The 21,489-nt window shown below is 41.8% G+C and carries 18 protein-coding genes; 9 read left to right on the forward strand and 9 right to left on the reverse strand.

The genetic code is table 11. The features are described from left to right. The first annotated feature begins 86 nt into the window (after nucleotides 1-86). Nucleotides 87-1,367, forward strand: coding sequence for a M16 family metallopeptidase (locus tag J3L18_RS08555; RefSeq protein WP_129570164.1), 1,281 nt, complete (start codon nucleotides 87-89; stop codon nucleotides 1,365-1,367). Nucleotides 1,368-1,646: 279 nt separating this feature from the next. Next, nucleotides 1,647-3,119, forward strand: coding sequence for an IMP dehydrogenase (guaB, locus tag J3L18_RS08560; RefSeq protein WP_129570165.1), 1,473 nt, complete (start codon nucleotides 1,647-1,649; stop codon nucleotides 3,117-3,119). A 78-nt stretch (nucleotides 3,120-3,197) separates the two neighbouring features. On the opposite strand, the gene J3L18_RS08565 is transcribed toward guaB, so the two are convergent. Then, a complete protein-coding gene (locus J3L18_RS08565; protein WP_129570166.1) occupies nucleotides 3,198-3,977 on the reverse strand; it encodes a hypothetical protein in 780 nt (259 codons plus the stop codon). Between the two features lie 97 nt (nucleotides 3,978-4,074). Between J3L18_RS08565 and J3L18_RS08570 the strand changes: the two genes are divergently transcribed. Then, complete coding sequence (locus J3L18_RS08570) at nucleotides 4,075-4,659, forward strand: LOG family protein (protein WP_129570167.1); 585 nt, start codon at nucleotides 4,075-4,077, stop codon at nucleotides 4,657-4,659. 189 nt (nucleotides 4,660-4,848) lie between these two features. Next, on the forward strand, nucleotides 4,849-6,477 hold the full coding sequence (locus J3L18_RS08575; protein ID WP_129570168.1) for an acyl-CoA carboxylase subunit beta: 1,629 nt from the start codon (nucleotides 4,849-4,851) through the stop codon (nucleotides 6,475-6,477). A gap of 151 nt (nucleotides 6,478-6,628) precedes the next feature. Here the strand turns inward: J3L18_RS08575 and J3L18_RS08580 are convergent, their stop codons facing one another. From J3L18_RS08580 to J3L18_RS08610, 7 genes are all read right to left on the reverse strand, one after another. Continuing rightward, the gene (locus tag J3L18_RS08580) at nucleotides 6,629-7,372 is read right to left on the reverse strand and encodes a hypothetical protein (RefSeq protein WP_129570169.1); all 744 of its coding nucleotides are present in this window, start codon (nucleotides 7,370-7,372) and stop codon (nucleotides 6,629-6,631) included. Nucleotides 7,373-7,389: 17 nt separating this feature from the next. Beyond that, entirely contained in the window at nucleotides 7,390-9,693 is a 2,304-nt protein-coding gene (locus J3L18_RS08585; RefSeq protein ID WP_129570170.1) for a family 20 glycosylhydrolase, read from the reverse strand. A gap of 321 nt (nucleotides 9,694-10,014) precedes the next feature. Continuing rightward, nucleotides 10,015-10,971, reverse strand: coding sequence for a thioredoxin-disulfide reductase (gene trxB / locus J3L18_RS08590; protein WP_129570171.1), 957 nt, complete (start codon nucleotides 10,969-10,971; stop codon nucleotides 10,015-10,017). Between the two features lie 73 nt (nucleotides 10,972-11,044). After that, on the reverse strand, nucleotides 11,045-12,220 hold the full coding sequence (locus tag J3L18_RS08595) for a dipeptidase (protein ID WP_129570172.1): 1,176 nt from the start codon (nucleotides 12,218-12,220) through the stop codon (nucleotides 11,045-11,047). A 61-nt stretch (nucleotides 12,221-12,281) separates the two neighbouring features. Continuing rightward, nucleotides 12,282-12,737: a DUF3592 domain-containing protein gene (locus tag J3L18_RS08600; RefSeq protein WP_129570173.1), complete on the reverse strand. Its 456-nt coding sequence runs from the start codon at nucleotides 12,735-12,737 to the stop codon at nucleotides 12,282-12,284. A gap of 56 nt (nucleotides 12,738-12,793) precedes the next feature. After that, nucleotides 12,794-13,789, reverse strand: coding sequence for an aldo/keto reductase (locus J3L18_RS08605; protein ID WP_129570174.1), 996 nt, complete (start codon nucleotides 13,787-13,789; stop codon nucleotides 12,794-12,796). A 110-nt stretch (nucleotides 13,790-13,899) separates the two neighbouring features. Then, nucleotides 13,900-14,502, reverse strand: coding sequence for a CDP-alcohol phosphatidyltransferase family protein (locus J3L18_RS08610; protein WP_129570175.1), 603 nt, complete (start codon nucleotides 14,500-14,502; stop codon nucleotides 13,900-13,902). Nucleotides 14,503-14,577: 75 nt separating this feature from the next. Here J3L18_RS08610 and J3L18_RS08615 point away from each other — a divergent pair, with 75 nt between their 5' ends. From J3L18_RS08615 to J3L18_RS08635, 5 genes are all read left to right on the forward strand, one after another. After that, nucleotides 14,578-16,626, forward strand: a complete 2,049-nt coding sequence (locus tag J3L18_RS08615; RefSeq protein ID WP_129570176.1) for a BatA domain-containing protein — start codon at nucleotides 14,578-14,580, stop codon at nucleotides 16,624-16,626. Between the two features lie 32 nt (nucleotides 16,627-16,658). Further along, the gene (locus J3L18_RS08620; protein ID WP_129570177.1) at nucleotides 16,659-17,909 is read left to right on the forward strand and encodes a dihydroorotase; all 1,251 of its coding nucleotides are present in this window, start codon (nucleotides 16,659-16,661) and stop codon (nucleotides 17,907-17,909) included. Between the two features lie 7 nt (nucleotides 17,910-17,916). Continuing rightward, nucleotides 17,917-18,585, forward strand: a complete 669-nt coding sequence (locus J3L18_RS08625; RefSeq protein ID WP_129570178.1) for a hypothetical protein — start codon at nucleotides 17,917-17,919, stop codon at nucleotides 18,583-18,585. 8 nt (nucleotides 18,586-18,593) lie between these two features. Continuing rightward, entirely contained in the window at nucleotides 18,594-19,172 is a 579-nt protein-coding gene (locus J3L18_RS08630) for a DUF4199 domain-containing protein (protein ID WP_129570179.1), read from the forward strand. A gap of 243 nt (nucleotides 19,173-19,415) precedes the next feature. Then, on the forward strand, nucleotides 19,416-19,982 hold the full coding sequence (locus tag J3L18_RS08635) for a DUF4199 domain-containing protein (protein ID WP_112652298.1): 567 nt from the start codon (nucleotides 19,416-19,418) through the stop codon (nucleotides 19,980-19,982). Nucleotides 19,983-20,143: 161 nt separating this feature from the next. On the opposite strand, the gene rseP is transcribed toward J3L18_RS08635, so the two are convergent. Beyond that, the gene (gene rseP, locus J3L18_RS08640) at nucleotides 20,144-21,478 is read right to left on the reverse strand and encodes an RIP metalloprotease RseP (RefSeq protein ID WP_129570180.1); all 1,335 of its coding nucleotides are present in this window, start codon (nucleotides 21,476-21,478) and stop codon (nucleotides 20,144-20,146) included. Between the last annotated feature and the right edge of the window lie 11 nt (nucleotides 21,479-21,489).

Raw genomic sequence — 21,489 nt, forward strand, 5'->3', positions numbered from 1 at the left:
AGGATTTTAGGATTGCCCTGATGCATGGAATTATTCGGATCAGGGCAATCTTTAAATCATGCCAATCAAGGTTAAACACTATACATATGATCAACAGAAAATTAGCCCCCGAATTCAAGGCTATCGATAATATTAATCTGATTAGGCCAGAGCACAAGAAACTCAGCAATGGCTGCAACATTTTTTGCTTTAACTCTGGCGACCAGGAGCTTGTGCGCATTGAGTGGGTCTTCGGTAACCTAAGCTTTGATCCGGCGAAACCATTGCTTAACATGGCCGTAAACTCCATGCTTACCGAAGGCACTACAACTTTAACTGCTGCACAGATTGCCGACAAAATTGACTTTTACGGCGCCTTTTTACAGGTTGACTATGGATACGAAAACTCGCAGATAACACTGTATAGCTTAAATAAACACCTGCACCATACTTTACCGGTTATTGCCGATATCCTGAATAATTCCATTTTTCCGGAAAAAGAACTGGAAACTTTTAAGCGCAACCAACAACAAAAATTGCAGGTTAGTTTGCAGAAAAATGATGTGGTGGCACGGAGGGCATTTAACAGGGCAGTTTATGGAGCTACCATTTTTGGATATGCTGCTGAGATGACTGATTATCAAACCCTGCAGCATGATGATATGCTGGCACATTATAAAAAAATGTACCAGCCTTCCAATTGCACTATCGTTATAGCGGGTAAGATTGAGCCTGAAATGCTGACATTGCTTACCGATACATTTGATAAAGACTGGGGAAACAGCCCAACCCCGGCGGTTACAATTCAGCCCGATATTAAAGCCGCCGGGGTTGGGCTGTTTTATTTTACAGAGAAACCGGAAGCTTTGCAATCAGCTATCCGGATAGGTACGCCTATCATCAACCGTTCGCATGAAGACTTCCAGGCGTTACAGGTTTTAAATACAGTATTCGGTGGTTATTTTGGATCGCGGTTAATGGCTAATATCCGAGAGGATAAAGGATATACCTATGGTATAGGATCGGGGCTGGCGTCATTTAAGCAGGGCGGATCATTTTTTATAGCGACAGAGGTTGGTGCAGATGTTTGTAAGTCGGCGGTTGCCGAGATTGAAAAAGAAATGAACCTGTTGAAAACCGAACTTGTACCAGAAGAGGAACTTTCCCTGGTGCGCAATTACATGTTAGGTTCATTATTAGGCAGTTTGGAGAATGTATTTTCGCATGCTGATAAGTTCAAAACCATCTATTTTGCAGGTTTGGATTACGATTATTATGACAGGTATACGGTGACCGTAAAAAACATAACTTCAGATAAGCTGATCCAACTGGCTAATACTTATTTCAACTTCGATCAGTTTTATAAAGTGATTGTAGGGAAATATTAATTTTTGATTTCGGAATTGGGATGTTCGATTTCGGATTACTTTGATTCGGAAATTCGCTTTTTGATTTGTTTAACGGCGAATCAGAAAGCGAGACTCCCAAATTCTTGAATGGATTTGAGTAGTAAAAATAAAATAAATCCGAAATCGAACATTCAAAATGCCAAATCCCGAATTATCATCTTAAGGCAATTTTAAATAAATAGAAAAGCGAAATTCCGAATTCCGAAATATTTTATTACCTTTGCCCGGCAAATAATAACTCCAAAATAATTATTTGCTATGCAGTTAGACCCATCAAAATTTGTTGCCGAAGGATTAACTTACGACGACGTTTTACTACTCCCGGCTTATTCAGAAGTTTTACCACGCGAAGTGAATACCGGCACTTACTTAACTAAAAGCATCCGGTTAAACATTCCTATTATCTCGGCCGCCATGGATACGGTTACCGAGGCTGAGCTGGCTATAGCCATTGCGCAGGCAGGTGGTATAGGTATGTTACACAAAAACATGACCATACAGGCACAGGCCGACGAGGTACGCAAGGTTAAACGCTCAGAAAGCGGTATGATCCAAGACCCGGTAACTTTACTGGAAGACGCCCTGCTTGCAGATGCTTTCCAGATCATGAGGGAATTTAGCATTGGTGGTATCCCGGTTATCGATGCAGATCATAATCTGAAAGGCATTATCACCAATCGTGATCTTCGCTTCCAAAAAGATATGAGCGTTCCCGTGAGCGAAGTAATGACCAAAACCAACCTGATCACCGCACCTGCAGGTACCACCCTTGTGGATGCTGCTAACATACTGCAAAGCAATAAAATTGAGAAACTACCGGTTGTGAATAAAGATGGGAAACTGGTGGGCCTCATTACTTATAAAGATATTCAGAAAGTTAAAAACTTCCCGAACGCTTGTAAAGACGAATACGGTCGTTTACGTGTTGGTGCAGCCGTTGGTGTAGCCGCCGATAACATTGACCGGGTAACCGCCCTGGTTAATGCCGGTGTTGACGTAATTACGGTTGATACAGCTCATGGCCATTCAAAAGGAGTTATTGATATGGTTAAGGCAGTTAAAAAACTCTATCCTAACCTGCAGGTAATTGCCGGTAACATTGCAACGGGCGATGCTGCTATCGCACTGGCTGATGCCGGGGCTGATGCGGTTAAAGTAGGTATTGGCCCAGGCTCGATTTGTACAACCCGTATCATTGCAGGTGTGGGTGTACCACAGTTATACGCGGTATATGAGTGCGCCAAGGCACTTGAAGGCCGTGGCGTTCCGGTAATTGCCGATGGCGGTATTAAACAAACCGGAGATATCGTTAAAGCTATTGCCGCCGGTGCAAGCTCAATCATGGCAGGTTCATTATTTGCCGGTGTTGAAGAGTCGCCCGGCGAAACTATTATCTATGAAGGCCGTAAATTTAAATCATACCGTGGTATGGGTTCGGTTGAGGCGATGGCCAAAGGCTCAAAAGACCGCTATTTTCAGGATGAAACCGATGTGGTTACAAAACTGGTACCGGAAGGAATTGTTGGTCGGGTGCCGTTTAAAGGCAGCATGGCCGAAGTGATTTTCCAGTACATCGGTGGTTTACGTGCCGGCATGCACTATTGCGGTGCTGCCAATATCGAAGACCTCCAACGTGCCAAATTTGTGAGGATCACCGCTGCTGGTATGCGCGAAAGTCATCCGCATGATATTACTATCACTAAAGAAGCGCCTAACTATACAAGCAGGTAATTCTTAATATAAACTGCATAAAACAAACGCGGCTGAAAGATAGAGGATCTTTCAGCCGCGTTTGTTTTTGATAATAACCTATTGGCCGGTCACTGATGATGATTTTGAAATTAAACCGTTCGCGGTGATGATCTTTAACGCCTGTTCGTAATTGAACCCCACTTTAACAAGTGCATCAAAATAATCTTTATTTAATTTAGCTATTTCGGCTATTTTGCCGGGCTGCTTAAAGTAAGCGAGTTGAGCGTCAAGCACTGATTTTGCCATCGATGCGTACATCGGCCCCATAGAATTCATCGCGTTTTGCATGTCATTAGAGGCGCTTCCATTAAATAGTCCTGTTGAGGCTGTATCCGTGGCTACAGGTGGTGGCGGAAGCAATACAACATCGGTTACCTTGACATGCTTGGTTGCGGCAGCTTGCTCAGTTAAACTAACATTATAAAAATTAAAATAGTTAATTCCCGACCTGCTTAACCCGGCATGCTCTATGATGTCAATGGATTTTGCAGCAGAAGGTATTTTTTTAAAATATACCTTAAACTCAAGCTTATCACCAGCCTTTTTTAATACATTTTTATTGGGTACCATGGCTATGTTTTCCGACTTAACATAGTCATAATGTGCGTTGCTTAAATCAGTTTGAATAAAGATCTCTTTATTGAGCTGTAGCCACGCATTATCCTGGTAGGCATAGTTTTCAAAGGTCACAATAGTATACTGACTATTGGTTTCTATTTTTTTGATGATTGTGGATTGATCGTCTTTTTGCTCAACATTAGGAGTTGTGATGTTTTGTGCGAATGCCTGCACTGCAACAATAAAAAACGTGATAATGGTTAAGATAGGTTTTTTCATGTGATAATTTTTCTAAATATATAAATATTGGATTACATACAATCAACAGGTAACAAAACCTTAATAGGCCATTGAACAAATTTTGTTATCATTGAGCATGAAATCTATCTGTGTATTCTGCGGTGCCAATTTCAATGGCGATCCTGCATTAAAACAAGCCATCGAACTATTGGCAGAGGTTATGGTAAGCCGTAACATTACACTTGTGTTTGGCGGCGGTAAAGTTGGCGTTATGGGTTTAATGGCCGATGCTGTGTTAAGCAGGGGAGGTAAAGCTATCGGTATAATCCCGCAGTTTTTGATGGATAAAGAAGTAGGGCATACAGGTTTAACCGAGTTGCACATTGTAGAAAATATGCATCAGCGTAAACAAATGATGAACGATCTTAGTGAAGGCATCATTACGCTTCCGGGCGGATGGGGCACTCTTGAGGAGTTTTTTGAGGTGCTAACCTGGCTGCAGTTGGGTTTGCATAACCATCCAATCGGATTGTTAAATGTAAATGGTTTTTACGATCTGTTACTTAAACAAATGGATGTAATGGTTGAACAACGTTTCCTGAAACCTACTAACCGCGAATTGATCCTTACTTCCGGCGATCCGATAGTATTGGTGAACCTTATGGATAACTTCAACGCCAAACCCGACGAGGTATGGTTTAAAGACAGAAACCTTACATAAGTCTTAAGTCTGGAGTTCTGAGTCAAAGTCTTGATGCGTAGAAAGATTTAGTTGGCTGATTAAACAACTTGATGCGAACTTTTTACGGCAAACTGGTAACAGGTTGCACCTCTTTGAAACAAAACCGTTTGCAATTTCCTTTTTTAGATAGGAAATTTTCTAAATTACCTGTCCTATCTAAAACCAATTATGAATATCGAATTCAATAAAAATGAAGATATCAATAAGCAGCTTGTTTATGAGCTAAACACCCGGCTTAACAAAGTATACCAGGGCGGCGGCGAAAAAGCTGCAGCTAAGCAAAAAGAAAAGGGTAAAATGCTGGCCCGCGAAAGGGTGGCTTATCTCATTGATAAGGATAAGCCATGGCTGGAAATTGGCGCTTTTGTTGCCGATGGCATGTACACCGAACATGGTGGTTGTCCATCCGGTGGCGTTATTTGTGGTATCGGGTATATATCAGGCAGGCAGTGTATTGTTGTTGCTAATGATGCCACTGTAAAAGCGGGGGCCTGGTTCCCGATAACAGCTAAGAAGAATCTCCGTGCTCAGGAAATAGCCATCGAAAACAAATTACCTATCATTTACCTCGTCGATTCAGCAGGGGTTTATCTGCCCTTGCAGGATGAGATCTTTCCAGATAAAGAGCATTTTGGCCGCATCTTTCGCAATAATGCTATCATCAGCAGTATGGGAATTATCCAGATCGCAGCCATTATGGGTTCATGCGTGGCAGGAGGAGCATACCTTCCAATCATGAGCGACGAAGCGATGATTGTGGAAGGTACAGGTTCGGTTTTCCTGGCAGGGTCGTATCTTGTAAAATCGGCCATTGGCGAGGATGTAGATAACGAAACCCTCGGCGGTGCCACTACTCATTGCGAAATTTCAGGCGTTACCGATTATAAACAGCCTAATGATCAAGCCGCTCTTGATTCCATCCGCAATATCATGAGCATGACCGGCGATTATACCAAAGCCGGTTTTGACAGGATTCAGTCATCAGTTCCGAAGCTCAATGAAAAGGAAATCTATGGCATATTGCCCGATAACCGGGAGAAGGCCTATGATATGAAGGAGATTCTTCTCCGTTTGTTGGATAACTCAGAATTTGAACCCTATAAAGATGGCTACGGACAATCTATCATTTGCGGCTTAGGCCGTATTGACGGATGGGCCGTAGGGATTGTAGCTAATCAGCGCAAGGTGATCAAATCAAAAAAAGGCGAGATGCAGTTTGGTGGGGTAATCTATTCCGATTCGGCAGATAAGGCTACCCGTTTTATCATGAATTGTAATCAAAAGAAGATTCCGCTTGTGTTTTTACAGGATGTTACCGGTTTTATGGTAGGCAGCCGGTCGGAGCAAGGGGGAATAATCAAAGACGGAGCAAAAATGGTGAACGCAGTAGCCAATTCCGTTGTGCCTAAATTTACCATTGTTATTGGCAATAGTTATGGGGCAGGCAATTACGCCATGTGTGGCAAAGCCTACGATCCACGATTGATCTACGCCTGGCCATCGGCAAAGATCGCCGTAATGGGAGGTGGGCAGGCGGCCAAAACCCTGTTACAGATTCAGGAGGCAAGCCTTAAGGCGAAAGGCGAAGAAGTTGACGCAGCGAAAGAAGCTGAATTATTGAAACAAATAACTGACAGATATAATAGTCAAACAACCCCATACTACGCCGCTGCCCGGCTTTGGGTAGATGGGATCATCGATCCGCTTGAAACCCGTAAAGTAATATCAATGGGGATTGAAGCCGCTAATCACGCACCAATAGAAAAAGCTTTTAATGTAGGGGTGATACAGACGTGATTTTAGTAATTAGAGGTTGGAGATTAAAGATCAGTAAAAAAGCGCAATGATGACTTGCTCACCATGGCGCTTTTAACGTTTGACTTGTTTCGTCTTGCGCTCATTTGTAACGAGTGCTTAACCAAAATTTGCGTTTGTAACGCAAACTAAACTACCCTCTGTGCTTTTTATGCTTTTTCTTAGTTGATTTTGAAGAAGAAGATGAGCTTTGTTTATCCGAAGATTTTTTCTCATCGGCTTTAGCAGGCTGATTGTCCTGTTTCTTTACATCGGTCGAATCTTTGCTCAGCTGTTTAACTGTAAATTCATTACCGCGTAAGCCATATTCCAACTGGCGTTTTGCTCCTGATGGCTTGGCATCTTTGCCGGTGCCATTAAATATCGGGAACTCCCGCATCAACTTTCCTTCCTTGATATAGAAGTTATCATTACCACGATAACCTTTGCGCTGCGAGCTGGTCAGCTTTGGAAAATCAAGCTTATTGGCCTTACTGTTATTGTCGTTAAACTCAAAGGCGTAAATTGACGTATAATTGGTTGTATCCTTTGATTTCGCCTGAATCAGGATCTCTGGATTACCATCTACATCCATATCTGAATTGTAAACATCGATAATAGCACCATCCAAATCACCGGTTGTAGTAGTGTATTTTATGGCCGATGAATCTGAATGCAATATCATGAACGAACCGGCTTCTTCGGCGCCGCGCCCCCAGCTCAAAATGTCATAGCTTTGGCCAGGAGACACCTCTATCAGTTTGTGATACCTGAAAGGCGCCATCAATTCCGGCTTTTTAGGTGCCGTAGGAGCGGCAGGCTTTTTTGTTTCCTGCCCGCCGCATCCAGCCATTAATGCACTTATTGCAAGTGCAAAAAGGTAAAACCTGTTAGTCATATTTTTTAGGGTTCAACTTAGTTGTATAACGTATCTGGTGTTAGCTCGGCTTTTGCTTTACCAGGTGCGGTAATAAACACTTTTAATGATACAGGGCCAACTCCCTGGTCAAAATATTTTACCGTTACCTTATGGTAGCCTTTTAATAACGGCGCAGCTCCCATTTGTTCATTCATGGTGTGTTTTCCATCATTATCAACTACCGGTTGGTCATCAATTAACAAAACCGAACCACCTGCAGATGACGTTGCAAAGCCATAAACGCCATCGGTTTCAATATTAATAAATCCTGTATAAATCACACCATATTTACCTTTATTTTTTCGCAGATCGGTCGTATTAAAGGTTTTGGTTACGCCGCTGTCCGCAGGCATAACGCCAAGCTGGTTTGTACTGCTATAGAGACCGGGAAAAACCTGGTACTTAAGTCCTGATGCTGTACCTGTATAACTAACGGCTGCCATTGGCGCTTTATTATAAATCAACGTACGGGTTACATTGCTCCGTTTGCCCGAAGGAGTGATCACAATAGTCTGTAGTTCGCGGTATTGGTCAGCGGGTATATCCAAATTTAATGGGGTGGTATAAATCAAATCTGTTTCGCGTGGGGTGTAACCATCAATAGTATAATAAATTTTTGCACCTTCAACAGATGGTTTTAATACGGCATTTAACTTGCTGCCTATCATTACTGTATCTTTTGCGCCTATAGCTGTGGGTACGTGATAGTCAAATCCATTTTTATCCAGCCATGCCAAATGACCAGGTAATCGTGTATCAGCAAAATCAGTATAATTTTTATTGGCAAATGGCGACCAGGCAATTTCTGATAACGCAAGCAACCTCGGCAGCAGCATAAATTCCACTTTGGCATCTGTGGCCACATATTCCGTCCACAAATTGGCCTGCACACCTTTAATGTATTTTTGCTCATCAGGCGTTAATACAGCAGGAGTGGGGTTATAGCTGTAGATTTTTGAAAGCGGTTCGTTGCCACCGATGCTTAAAGGTTCCTGGCTTGGTTTGCCCTGGCCGTGGTCGATGTATAAACCGTTGCTTCCTGGCGTCATGATCACATCGTGTTTTTGCTGCGCTGCTGCAATTCCACCTTCTTCACCGCGCCAGCTCATTACAGTAGCGTTAGGAGCAAGGCCGCCTTCTAAAATCTCGTCCCAGCCAATGATGCTGCGACCTTTTGAGTTTAAAAACTTTTCAATGCGTTGTATAAAATAGCTTTGCAGTGCGTGCTCGTCTTTCAGTTTCAATTTTTTAATTAGCTGCTGGCAAAATGGAGAGCTTTTCCATGCATCTTTCGGGGCTTCGTCACCGCCAATGTGGATGTATTTACTCGGGAAAAGCGCCATCACTTCTGTTAAAACGTCCTGCAAAAAGGCAAAGGTTTTTTCATTAGGGCAGTAAATATCGTTAAATACGCCCCATGTTTCGGCAGGTTGATACGTTTTTGACGGGTCACAGCTTAACTCGGGATAAGCAGCAAGCGCAGCTTTAGAGTGCCCCGGCATTTCAATTTCAGGTACTATGGTAATAAACCTGTCCGAGGCATACTTTACTACCTCGCGGATCTGGTCTTGTGTATAAAAGCCCCCATAAGGCGTACCATCAAATTGTTGAGGTGTACGGTCATGATATCCCCCAATTAATGTTTGAGCGCGCATGCTGCTGATTTGGGTTAGCTTAGGATATTTTTTGATTTCAATGCGCCAGCCCTGATCTTCAGTAAGGTGCCAGTGAAAGGTATTCAGTTTATAAGCAGCCAACAGGTCGATATATTTCTTAACCATTTCCACCCCAAAAAAGTGGCGACCAACATCAAGCATCGCGCCCCTGTAACCAAAGCGTGGGTAATCTTCAATTTGCACGGCAGGCAGTTTTATGGTAGCCGAATGCTCAACGGGCATTAGCTGGAGCAGTGTTTGCACTCCATAAAAAAGCCCGGCCCCTTTACCTGCAACAATCACTTGTTCCGGAGTAATAGTTAAACGGTAACCTTCGGCAGGTAAACCATCAGTACCGGCAGCCGTAAGTGTTATAACTTTGTTGCTTTTGCTGCCTTTTACAACAATTGGCTTGTTGTATGCCTGGTTATTGGCAAGATAATCTTTAAAAAACACTACTGCTTTGTTTGAAGGTGTATCCGCCTGAATGGTAGTTTCCTGGCTCAAAACAAATTGGCCGGGAGCTTTTTTCAATGAAACAGGAGCGGGGATGATACCCATGTTTGGATCCGTGTCCTGTGCGTTTACAGTGGTGGTGTACACTGCGAGCATAGCAAGCAGTACCAAAGAAGCCTTTTTATACATAATTTATCTAACAGGTTAGTGTGAGCCCGTAAGATAAAACTTTTTTAAAAAATTTAAAAAGTTTTAATGTGTAAAAATCTTAGTTCAGTAAGTATTTGTCTGAACTCGAATTTATGGAATGAAACGAATTAACAGGATGCTAAGCAAATTCAAAAGAATCTTATTGTTTGCTAATTCGGGTTAGACCACGGTGTGCAGTGTAAACCGAAAAATCTCCCCAAACCCCGGTTCAGAAATGAAAAAAGCGATAGGGGATACCTGTCGCTTTTTATGATCGTAAGAAACCATCTAATCTCTTACCTCCAATCTCTAATCGCTTGATTAAGCTGTCACCACATGCTCTTTGGCAGCCAGGTAGCGCTCAGCATCGATAGCGGCCATACAGCCGGTACCGGCTGCTGTTACAGCCTGGCGATAAATATGGTCTTGTGCATCGCCGGCGCAAAATACACCCTCAACGTTGGTTTCAGTTGAACCGGGACGGGTGATGATATAACCGGTTTCATCCATATGTAACCAGCCTTTAAAAATATCGGTATTAGGGTGGTGACCAATTGCTACGAAAAATCCTGTAACATCAAGATCAGTTTCGGCGTTGGTTACGTTATTGATCACTTTAACACCGGTAACACTTTGGCCATCGCCTAAAATTTCTTTGGTTTCGGTATTATATAATATTTCAATGTTTGGTGTGTTCAGCACGCGGTGAACCATCGCTTTTGAAGCGCGGAACTCGTCCCTGCGAACGATCATATATACCTTGCGGGCAAGTTTAGCTAAATAAGTAGCTTCTTCGGCAGCGGTGTCACCGGCACCAACAATAGCCACATCCTGGCCTTTAAAAAAGAAGCCATCGCATACTGCACATGCAGAAACACCAAAGCCGCTATATTTTTGTTCAGACTCTAAACCAAGCCATTTGGCCGAAGCTCCGGTTGAAATAATCACGGCATCAGCTGTAATGGTTTTCACATCATCAACTACAACTTTATGTGGCAGGCTTGAAAAATCTACAGAACTAACATATCCGAAACGGATTTCGGTGCCCAGGCGCTCAGCCTGTTTGCGAAAATCTTCCATCAGTTCAGGACCCATAATGCCCTGCGGATAGCCCGGGAAGTTTTCAACTTCGGTAGTTTGTGTAAGCTGGCCGCCTGCCAGTAAACCGGTATACATAACTGGCTTAAGATCAGCGCGGGAAGCATATATAGCTGCAGTATAACCTGCAGGACCTGAGCCTATGATCAGGCATTTTACGTGTTCAGTTTCTTGAGACATTTTATTATAAATGAGTTGCGAATTTACGATTTTAAGCGCATAAGGCAAAGCGCATATCGTCAACAAAGTGACATCATTTGCCTGTATTTGCGGCAAGTACCCGCATTACATTTTCACCCAATATTTTATCAATATCTTTTTGGCTGTAACCTAATTTCAATAATTCTACGGTTATTTTTGGATAATCAGCAACGCTATCCAAACCAAGAGGGTATGATTCGGCACCATCAAAATCCGACCCGATACCCACATAATCAACACCTATCAGTTTCACAATATAATCGATATGCTTGATCAGCAGCTCAAGCGGAGGTCTGAGCTTGTCTGATTCCGTTTTATAAACTGAGTTGATTCTGATATTGGCCAAATCTACATCGTTATAAACTTTTGTAAGCGAATCTAGCTCTGCTTTGTGCTCTCCTAAAAACTTAAGTACTTTGGGTGTATAGGTACTATCTACAAAGCCACTATAAAAATTAATGCATACCACACCACCATTTTTTGCAAGCGCCTTTAATTGGTCATCCTTTAAGTTGCGGCGAAATGGATCGATACTATAAGCACAGCTATGTGAAGCGATAACAGGCTTTGCGGTAGTTGCCAGCACATCATAAAAAGTATGCTCACCCACGTGCGATACGTCAACGATAACGCCAAGCTCGTTCAGGTGCTTTACTATTTGTTTGCCATAATCGGTAAGCCCTAAATGTTTCAAACTATCCTTTTTAGTAACCTCGTCACGTGCCGAAGTTGCCCATGAAGTGCTGTTATTCCAGGTGAGGGTAAGATATCGCATCCCCCGTTTAGCCAGACTATCAATGTAATCCATCCTATCTTCGATCATGTGTCCGCCTTCAACACCAATCAACGCTGCCAGTTTTTTGTCATGCACAGCTTTTTTAAGTTCTTTGGTATTGCGCACTAAAGCTATTTTATCAGGATTACGCTTGATGAGCGCGTACAACGAATCTATTTCCCGGTTAGCAAAGGCAAAGGCGGTTCCTTTGCCATAACTTTCTCCGCACCAGATAGAAAAGATCTGTGCATCAAGTCCGCCGTTCTTAGCACGAACCAGATCAAAATTCCCCTCGTTTTGGCGCTTCCCCAAATCAACTTTGGTTATCAGTTCGTTTGAAATAACATCATTATGCGTATCAACTAAGATAGCTTTTTGATGAATTTGCTGTGCGTTTTGGGCAGATAATTTTAACGCGAACAATAACGGGAAAATTAATAGCGACTTTTTCATACTTGGAATATAGGAAACTTGACCACCGATTTAATTTTTTTTTGATTCCCTTGAAAAGATTCTATTTCATTATATAGAAAACAACAGCTCCAATGATTAGCACTAAGCCAATTAAAATAAAGACACGGGGGATGATTTTTGATGCAGCGTCATTGAGCATAAATGAAGAAGTATCCTTAGGATCATATATAACATTTACGGAATCGCCTTCTTTATATGAAGAGCCGCTACTGATGCCGATGTTGTATTTTTTTGTTATCAGTTCGTTTTGTAACGTCCGATAACTAACTACGGGGTAATTAAGGGTCATCGAATTTTTACTGCTCCTTTCGCGTTCAATACTTATAACCGTACCCTCAACTTGTACGCCTTTTTTAACCAGCCTTTTACGGCGATCATTCATTACGGCACCTATAAGGCTAAATATGGCTCCTATGCAGCCAAATATTAAAGCGCGCGCAGCAGGATCAGTGTTAGATGTAAAATTATTACTATATAATAAAGTATCAATAATCATGATTAAGGTTATTGGGTTTTGTGAAGAGTCAATGACTCTTCACAAAAGTGAATAATTTATCCAACAATTACCAAATCATTCAACTGGTTATTGATGTATTCCATTTCTTCTCCATTGATATGAATATTTATTGCTTTTGCATTTTCAACTGATTGTTCGGCATTACGGGCGCCAACCAGCGCTACGGTTATGCCTGGATGATTGATTGTCCAGCGGATAACCAATTGCCCTAAAGTTGCACCTTTTTCGTCGGCCAATGGTTTTATTTTGGCAAGAAAGGCATTAGTACGCTCAATGTTTTGATCTTTAAAATATTTAACGCCTGCACGATGATCGCCCTCGCCGAAATTTTGGCCGGGTTTCATTTTACCGGTCAATAAACCACGCTCAAGGGGACTATAAGCTAATATTGCTTTCCTATTCTCGATGCAATAAGGGATTAGCTCATCTTCAATAGCGCGGTTTACCATGCTAAACGGAACCTGGTTTGCCGCCAGCTTAATGGTTTTGGCAGCGATTTGCATTTGACTTAAATTGTAATTACAAACACCTGCTTCGCGAATTTTCCCCTGTTCCTGAAGGCGTAAAATGGCCTCCATAGTTTCGTCAATAGGAGTAGTTTTGTCCGACCAATGAATTTGGTACAAGTCGATATAATCCGTACCAAGACGTTTGAGACTACTTTCACACTCGGCTATAATGCTGTCTTTACCGGCATATCGATATACATCAATATCCTTTCCGCTGTTGTCTTTACTTTTGAAAAAGAACTCACCTTTTGCAAGGTCCCAGCGCAAGCCATATTTAGTCAGGATCTGTACCTTATCCCGGGGCAAGTCTTTAATAGCCCGGCCCACCAGCTCTTCGCTTTTACCTTGTCCATAAACCGGGGCTGTATCAATTGATGTTATTCCAAGATCGTAAGCCGCGCGCATGGCATCAATAGCTTCCTTGTCATCATTGCCTCCCCACATCCAGCCTCCTGCTGCCCATGCTCCAAAAGTTATTGCCGATACGCTTAGTTTACTTTCGCCTAATCTTCTGTATTCCATTTTTTAAGTAGATTGATGTATGCACCAAATATATTTATTTATACATGATTTGAAAGGGGAGACCGATATTAGGATAGTTAAAGAGACAAGGCCATATTGTTTCCTTGCAATTAGCCATTGAAAAGTTTATGGCGCGTTATCTCTTTGCCACTCCTTATCAAAAAAGCATGGTAAATAGTTGGGATGTCGTTTGTCCACTCTTTTATAATAAGTAGCATGCCTATTATTTCCATGCGGGTAGCTATTCCCAGATAAAAACAAATATTAAATAGAATTACAGAAGAGCAACTTACTGTAACCTGAATCATAGTTGCGAGCAGTACAAGTGTCCAAAATTTTGAAGATATGGCGTGTGTGGCCACCTCTTTACCAAACCGGATATAGCTTATGGCATAACATCCTGCTTCCATGGCAACCAGCAAGCTTATCTTTAGCAGATTGTCTTTAAAAAACTGTGGACAGGTGATATAACATCCTGCCACAATACTCAACCAAAAAAATTGATCGACACCTGAATCAAGCCGTCTGAGCATGGGGCTTGAAACGTTCAGCCGTCGGGCAATGATTCCATCAAAAATATCTGATAGTAAGCCGAGTATCATTAATATTATAATGATGTTTCGGAAATACAGGCATTGTATTAAGCTTAATGCAATAATTATGATACCAAATAAAACTCGCGATAAAATTAATAACAGGGGGATTTTTTTCATGTTCCGGTACTGCAAGATAACAGAAATTCAATTTAATTACCACATTTGTAAATAGCACAACCATCTATATAAAATATGTATTTTTTATATCCTGCTTTTTTATTCGCGTTGTTAAGTCTGGCCATCCCGGTTGTGATCCACCTGTTCAATTTTCGTAAATACAAAAAGGTATATTTCAGTAATGTACAGTTTCTGAAAGAGGTGCAGGAACGGCAGGCCTCGCGTCGCAATTTGAAGGAGCGATTGATATTGGCGGCGCGTTTACTCGCTTTGTTATTTCTGATACTGGCATTTGCCCGACCTTATATCCCCGGCGCGCAAAATGCTAATGCTGGTAAACAACAGGTGATGAGTGTTTTTGTGGATAATTCTTACTCCATGGAAACCCTTAACCGCGAGGGGTCGTTACTTGATGAAGCTAAACGCCGTGCTAAGGAAATTACTTCGGCTTATAATATTAATGATCGGTTTCAATTACTTACGCAAGATTTTGAAGGTAAACATCAAAGACTATTGAGCCGTGATGAATTTAATGATGCAGTTGATGCGGTTAAAGTAAGTTCACAAAGCAGGAGCTTACAACAGGTTATCAGCAGACAGGAAAACCTATTGCAAAATCAACCGGGAGCTGCCAAGTCGGTGTTTATTATTTCTGATTTTCAAAAAAACAGAAATGATAAACCAGTGAAAGCCGATAGTAATATTACCGTTAACCTTGTTCAGCTTAAAGCCGGAAACCTTCCCAATGTTGCTGTTGATTCGATTTGGCTCCTTGGTGCGGTACATCGCCCGGGTGAAAGTGAAAAACTGGTTGTACGCCTACATAATTACGCTACAGAAAAAGCAGAAAAGATTCCCCTCAAAATATTAATTAATGGTGAGCAAAAGGCGCTCGGTAGCTTCAGTATCAATGCCCGCTATGTTCAAAATGATACCTTATCATTTTCGGGCTTAAAACCTGGATGGCAGCGCGGTGAAATTCAGTTGCAGGACAATCCGGTCACATTTGACAACCAGTTTTATTTTAGTTTTAATGTAAAGGAGCAAATGCCGGTTCTGCTGATAGATGGAGGCGCTCCAAATCCATATCTGAAAGCTGTTTTTGCATCTGACGCTTTCTTTGCTGCATCGCGTATAACCGATGGTAACGTTGATTACGCTGTACTTAATAGCTACCCTATAGTAATTATCAGCGACATTAAAACCATAGCTACCGGACTGGCACAGCAGTTGAGAACGTACGTGACAAAAGGAGGGACGCTGGTTGTATTTCCGTCGGCCGATGCTGATCTGGCTAATTATAAGTCATTTTTATTAGCCTTAAATACCGGATATCCTGAAAAGCTAATAACCCAGGACGTAAAAGTAGCCTCCATCAACAAACAGAGCGCAGTATTTAAAAATGTATTTGAGAGCTTTCCTCAAAATCCTGATTTGCCATCCGTAAAAAAATATTATCAGCTGAGTAAAAGCGGTTCTAAGCAGGAAAGCCTGATGAACCTCGCTACCGGCGAAGCTTTTTGGGAGGGTTACAGCGGCGGAAGAGGAAATGTTTATGTGTGTGCTGTTCCACTTAACGAAGATTTTAGTAATCTGCCCAGGCATGCGTTGTTTGTTCCGATACTTTTTAGGATGGCATTATTAAGCGGGCATGACCAACCCTTATTTTACACCCTTGGCACCGACGAAAATTTTGAGGTACCACCTGTACAAACCACTGAAAAGCAATTGCTCAAACTCACCAAAGGCAATCAAAGCATTATCCCGGATGTAAGGCAGCGGGAGGGAAGTACGTTGTTATATGTTTCTGATCAATTGAAAGAACCCGGAATTTATTCGCTCCGAAAACAGGACAGCACGCTGGCAACGCTTGCATTTAACGACGATCGTGCCGAATCTGACATGAGTTATTTTTCGGCAGCCGACCTGGAAAAATTGATACCAAATGCAAAGCCCTTATTAATAGCGGGAAACGGCTCATTAAAAAGTGTTGTTGCCGAATCAAATTTTGGCACACAATTATGGAAACTTTGTATAATTTTGGCGCTGATCTTCCTGCTTGCAGAAATATTGTTAATTAGATTTTATAAGCCTGATCAACAAGGTGTTATTCAGGCGGGATAGGTCCATACAAATCCACACATAAAGCAGTGCTAATGAATTTGCTTATCAAATCAGCCACTATTCTTGATCCCGGATCATCCTTTCATCAACAAGTTGCCGATATTTTAATTGAAAATGGTGTTATTACCCGCATAGCCGACGATATTGATGCCGATACCGAACTGTTTGATGCCGAAGGCAAATATGTTTCGCCCGGCTTTTTCGATCTTAACTGTAACGTAGGCGAGTTGGGCCTTGAAACCAAGGAAGACCTTCGCTCAGGTACAATGGCCGCGGCGGCAGGAGGTTTTACCGGCATAGCACTAATGCCCAATACCCAGCCGCCGGTGCATTCCAAGTCGGAAGTTGAATACCTGCTAAACCGCTCAAAAGGTAACCTGGTTGATGTTTATCCTCTGGGTACCATATCCCAGAAGCGTGAAGGGAAAGATCTTGCAGAAATGTACGATATGTACCAAAGCGGCGCAAAGGCTTTTACCGATGGCAGTCGCCCGGTACAGGATGCCGGTTTAATGGAAAGAGCTTTACTGTACGCACAGGGCTTTGATGCACTGGTTTTCTCTTATCCGGAAGATATAGCAATAGCAGGTAAAGCAAAAGTTAACGAAGGCGAGATCAGCACGCTGCTGGGTATGAAAGGCATCCCATCACTGGCCGAAGAACTGATGGTTGCCCGCGATCTTTATCTTGCGGAATACACCGTATCGCGCATCCATTTTACTACAATATCAACAGCCCGTTCGGTCGAGCTGATCCGCGAGGCCAAGCGTAAAGGCATTGAAGTTACTTGCGACGTTGCTGCGCATCATTTAATATTAACCGATGAAGCCCTTTTAGGCTTTGATAGTTTATATAAAGTGAAACCACCCCTGCGTACTGCCGATGATGTTGCTGCGTTGATAAAAGGTTTAAAAGACGGCACTATCGACGCCATTGTATCGCAGCATACCCCACACGAAATTGAATTTAAAGATGTGGAATTTGAAGTTGCCGAGTATGGTATTATCGGTTTACAAACAGCCTTCGCCCTGGCTTTAAAAGCGGGTTTACCGGTTGAACTTATAGTTGAAAAACTTGCTGTTAATCCCCGCGAAATACTTGGTGTTGAACTGCCGGTTATCGCTGAAGATGAAAAGGCAAACCTCGTGGTTTTTGACACCGATGCCGAGTGGGAATACACTGCGGCTAACAACAAATCTAAATCTGCAAACTCGCCTTATATCGGGCAACGTTTAAAAGGTAAAGTATTGTTAACTTACAACAATAAACAAATCTTTAAATAACATACCTATGATCGATCCAAAAATAGAAACCGCCTTTATAGCAGCGCTTGAGGCCTTCTCCAAATACAACAGCTTTGATGCAACCCAGCTAACTGATGAGTTTGCCGAAGTATTTGCATCCGACGAAGATTTTTTATCTAAAGTTGATGAATTGGATGCGGTTTTTGATGAAAATTCAGAGGTTGAAGAGCTTCGTGAAATATTTTTCGACCTGTTGATGATTAATTTCTTCAGCGCCGATGTTAAAAAACTGGAAGAAGACTACCTCGATACTCCGGAATGGGAGAGCATTGAAGAAGAAACGCTCGACCGCGGTACCGAACTCCTTAACCTTTTACTATATCTGAATGAGTGTGAAGATGAAGATATTGAGCCGGAACTGGAAGATTACCTGAAAGAGTTTTTATTAGTTGATGAAGATGAATTCCAGGATGAGTATCGCATTTATGAACCTGTTATTGCAAATCAGATCCTGATTGAAAGCCCTGTATCAGAGATCAGCAAAGTAGCGGCTACACTTCCTGAAGATTCGGAGCTTAAAGAATTGTTTTATCCTTTGATGTGCTTTTTCCAAAACATCGATCCGTCAGATGAGGAGAAAAAAGAAATTGCCGACAACGCCATCAACAAAGAATTTGATATGGCAGTTTTAGAAATTTTAGTTAATTTTCAATAGCCTTTTTGATGAGCGCACAATTAGAAAGAACCATAAAAATACAAGGACTTATCAAAGGATTGATTTTAGGTGCAGTATTGGCTGTGGTAAGTATTATTTATTTTTATTTTATGGTAAGTGTAGCATCGGCTGTCGCAATAACAGTTGGTGCAATACTTTTCACGTACATATTTCCGATAGCTATTGCTGCTTTGTTTTGCATAAATCTGAGGAGCAAAGTCGGCGGGTATTGGACAATGAGGCAGGCCGCCACCGGAATTTTCATTATGTTTTTCATTTCAAACCTGACCATATTTATACTACGTGATCAGATATTTGCAAACGCTATAGAACCGCAAATGGCTCAGAAGACTAAGACAGCTATGGTTACAGCTTTGACTAAACTGAAAGAAAGCACTGCCAAACCGGAAGAAAAGAAGGAAGCTGACGCTAAGATTCAGGAGATGGAGAAAAGCTTTCAAACCGGAAAAAACATTACCATAGGTCAGCAAATCCAGTCATTAGGTATAAGCATTATATTTTTGTTTGTTTTATCGATAATTTTCGCAGCCTTCTTTAAACGGGAGCCGGCGGGATCCATTTCCTGAATAAAAGATTAATCGTATAACAAAACAGGCCTTTCAAATTTGAAAGGCCTGTTTTGTTATAGCAAATTTGAGGAGTTAAAACCAGGAAAAACGCATCTAAATGGGGTTAACGCGGGTTACTATATTTAACAACAAAATATCGGCGATAAATATTTGAAATACGTTTGCCTGGGTAAAAAAATAAACATATACATGATATAGGATAATTAGTTAATTTTAACCAAACACTAAATAACCTATATCATGGAAATAAAAAAAGCGAGCCCGTCGCAACCAGCCCTGAAGTGGGCGTTAATTAACCTGGTAACCTCAATAGTTATAACTTACGCATTTCAGTTTCTGGACCTTGATCCCAACTCATCTCTTAAATACCTCAGCTTTTTGCCCTTCATCGCTTTCTTGCTGTTAACACAAAAAGAATACAAAGACCAGCTTGGCGGATATATTACCTATGGAGAAGGTTTCTTATCCGGGTTTTTATATGCGATTTTTACAGGAGTTTTCGTGGCAGTATTCACTTATGTGTATTATGCAATATTAAGTCCGGAAATGGTTAATAAGGCTCTAACTGCTTCGCGCGCACAAATGGAAGCAAAAGGAAACCTGTCGCAGGACCAAATAGACAATGCCTTAAGTATGGTGAGTAAATATTTTGCGGTTATAGCAACCGTAAGTGTGGTATTTATATACGCCATTTTCGGCGCTATAGTAAGTCTGATCTCAGCAGCGGTATTTAAAAATGAAAGATCACCTTTTGACACCATTTCCGATAATTACGAAAATCCGAAACCAACTGATCCTGCGGTATAAAAACAAGCTGAAAGCAGAATGCTCAAAGCTTAAAGCTAATTCTAATTTGTACAGCTATTCAATTGATTGATAAATTTATATAATACAAGAAAGGCCTTTCAGTGGTTGAAAGGCCTTTCTTGTATTATATGCTTGGGAGCCAACTAATCTCTAATTTCTAATCACTTCTTCATTACCAGCTTCACAATATCGTTACCAAAAACAAATACCATCAGGGTAACTAATATTACAAAGCCAACAATTTGCGCACGTTCAAGGAACTTATCGCTTAACGGTTTGCCTTTAATCATTTCAATGATCAGGAATACCGCGTGGCCTCCGTCAAGAGCTGGAATAGGCAAAAGGTTCATTAATGCCAATACCATCGAAAGGAAGCCTACCAGTGTCCAAAAGTGAACCCAATCAACAGTACCGCCAAACAGGTTGGCTATAGCTACCGGTCCGCTTACTGCTTTGCCCGGGTTAACATCACCTCTGAAAATTTTGCCGATTCCTTTGGCATTATCTCTGAAGGTTCCCCATGCTCTTTGCGCCCCTATAGGGAAAGCCTCGAAGAAACCATATTTTATAGTTTTGATATCCGGGAAATCGCTTTTTGCACGGTAAAAGCCCAGCTTTCCTTCTGGTGTAACCTGTGCCTTAAGTGTAACCAATTCATGGTTACGTTTTATACCTAACTCAATCTGTTTGCCTTTGTTGGCCGATAGCTGAGCTTGTAATTCATCCCAAAATACAACCGCATGGTTATTCGCCATCACAATGCTGTCACCCTTTTTTAAACCTGCTTTTACAGCGTTACTGCCTGGCTCCAACGAATCAACAATGAACTTAGCACGGGGCAGGCGACTGATAAAACCTTCAATGTCATGATCGTTCAAATCGTTTAGGATGGTACGCGGGATGCTGATCTGCAAAGTTTGAGTGCCGCGTAATACGGTAAATACAGTGTTATCCAATAGCACTTGCGGGCTTGTAAGGTCATCAAAACGCTCGAAAGGCTTACCGTTGATAGCGACAACCTTGTCACCTATTTGAAGGCCTATTTTTTTACCTACTTCGCCAGGTACAATACCGTATTTTGCTGCCGAATTAGGTATATAACTATCACCAAAACGCATGGTTAACACCCAAAATATCAGGATTCCCAGTATAACATTGACAGTAACACCGCCAAGCATCACAATAAGGCGTTGCCAGGCTGGTTTTGAACGAAATTCCCACGGCTGCGGTGGACCTGCCATTTGCTCTGTATCCATCGACTCATCAATCATACCGGCAATTTTAACATAGCCACCAAGCGGTAACCAGCCAATGCCATACTCAACGCCTTTATATGTAAATTTAAACAGGCTCACGTTCCATGCATCAAAAAACAGGTAGAATTTTTCTACCTTGATGCCAAAGGCACGTGCCGCCAGGAAATGCCCCAGTTCATGCAGGATTATCAAAATTGAAAGGCCCAGTATAAGCTGGCCCACCATGATCACTATACTCATTATCTATATCT

Origin of the sequence: Mucilaginibacter gossypii (assembly GCF_017569325.2) — a bacterium.
In the GTDB taxonomy this organism is placed as follows: Bacteria; Bacteroidota; Bacteroidia; order Sphingobacteriales; family Sphingobacteriaceae; genus Mucilaginibacter; species Mucilaginibacter gossypii.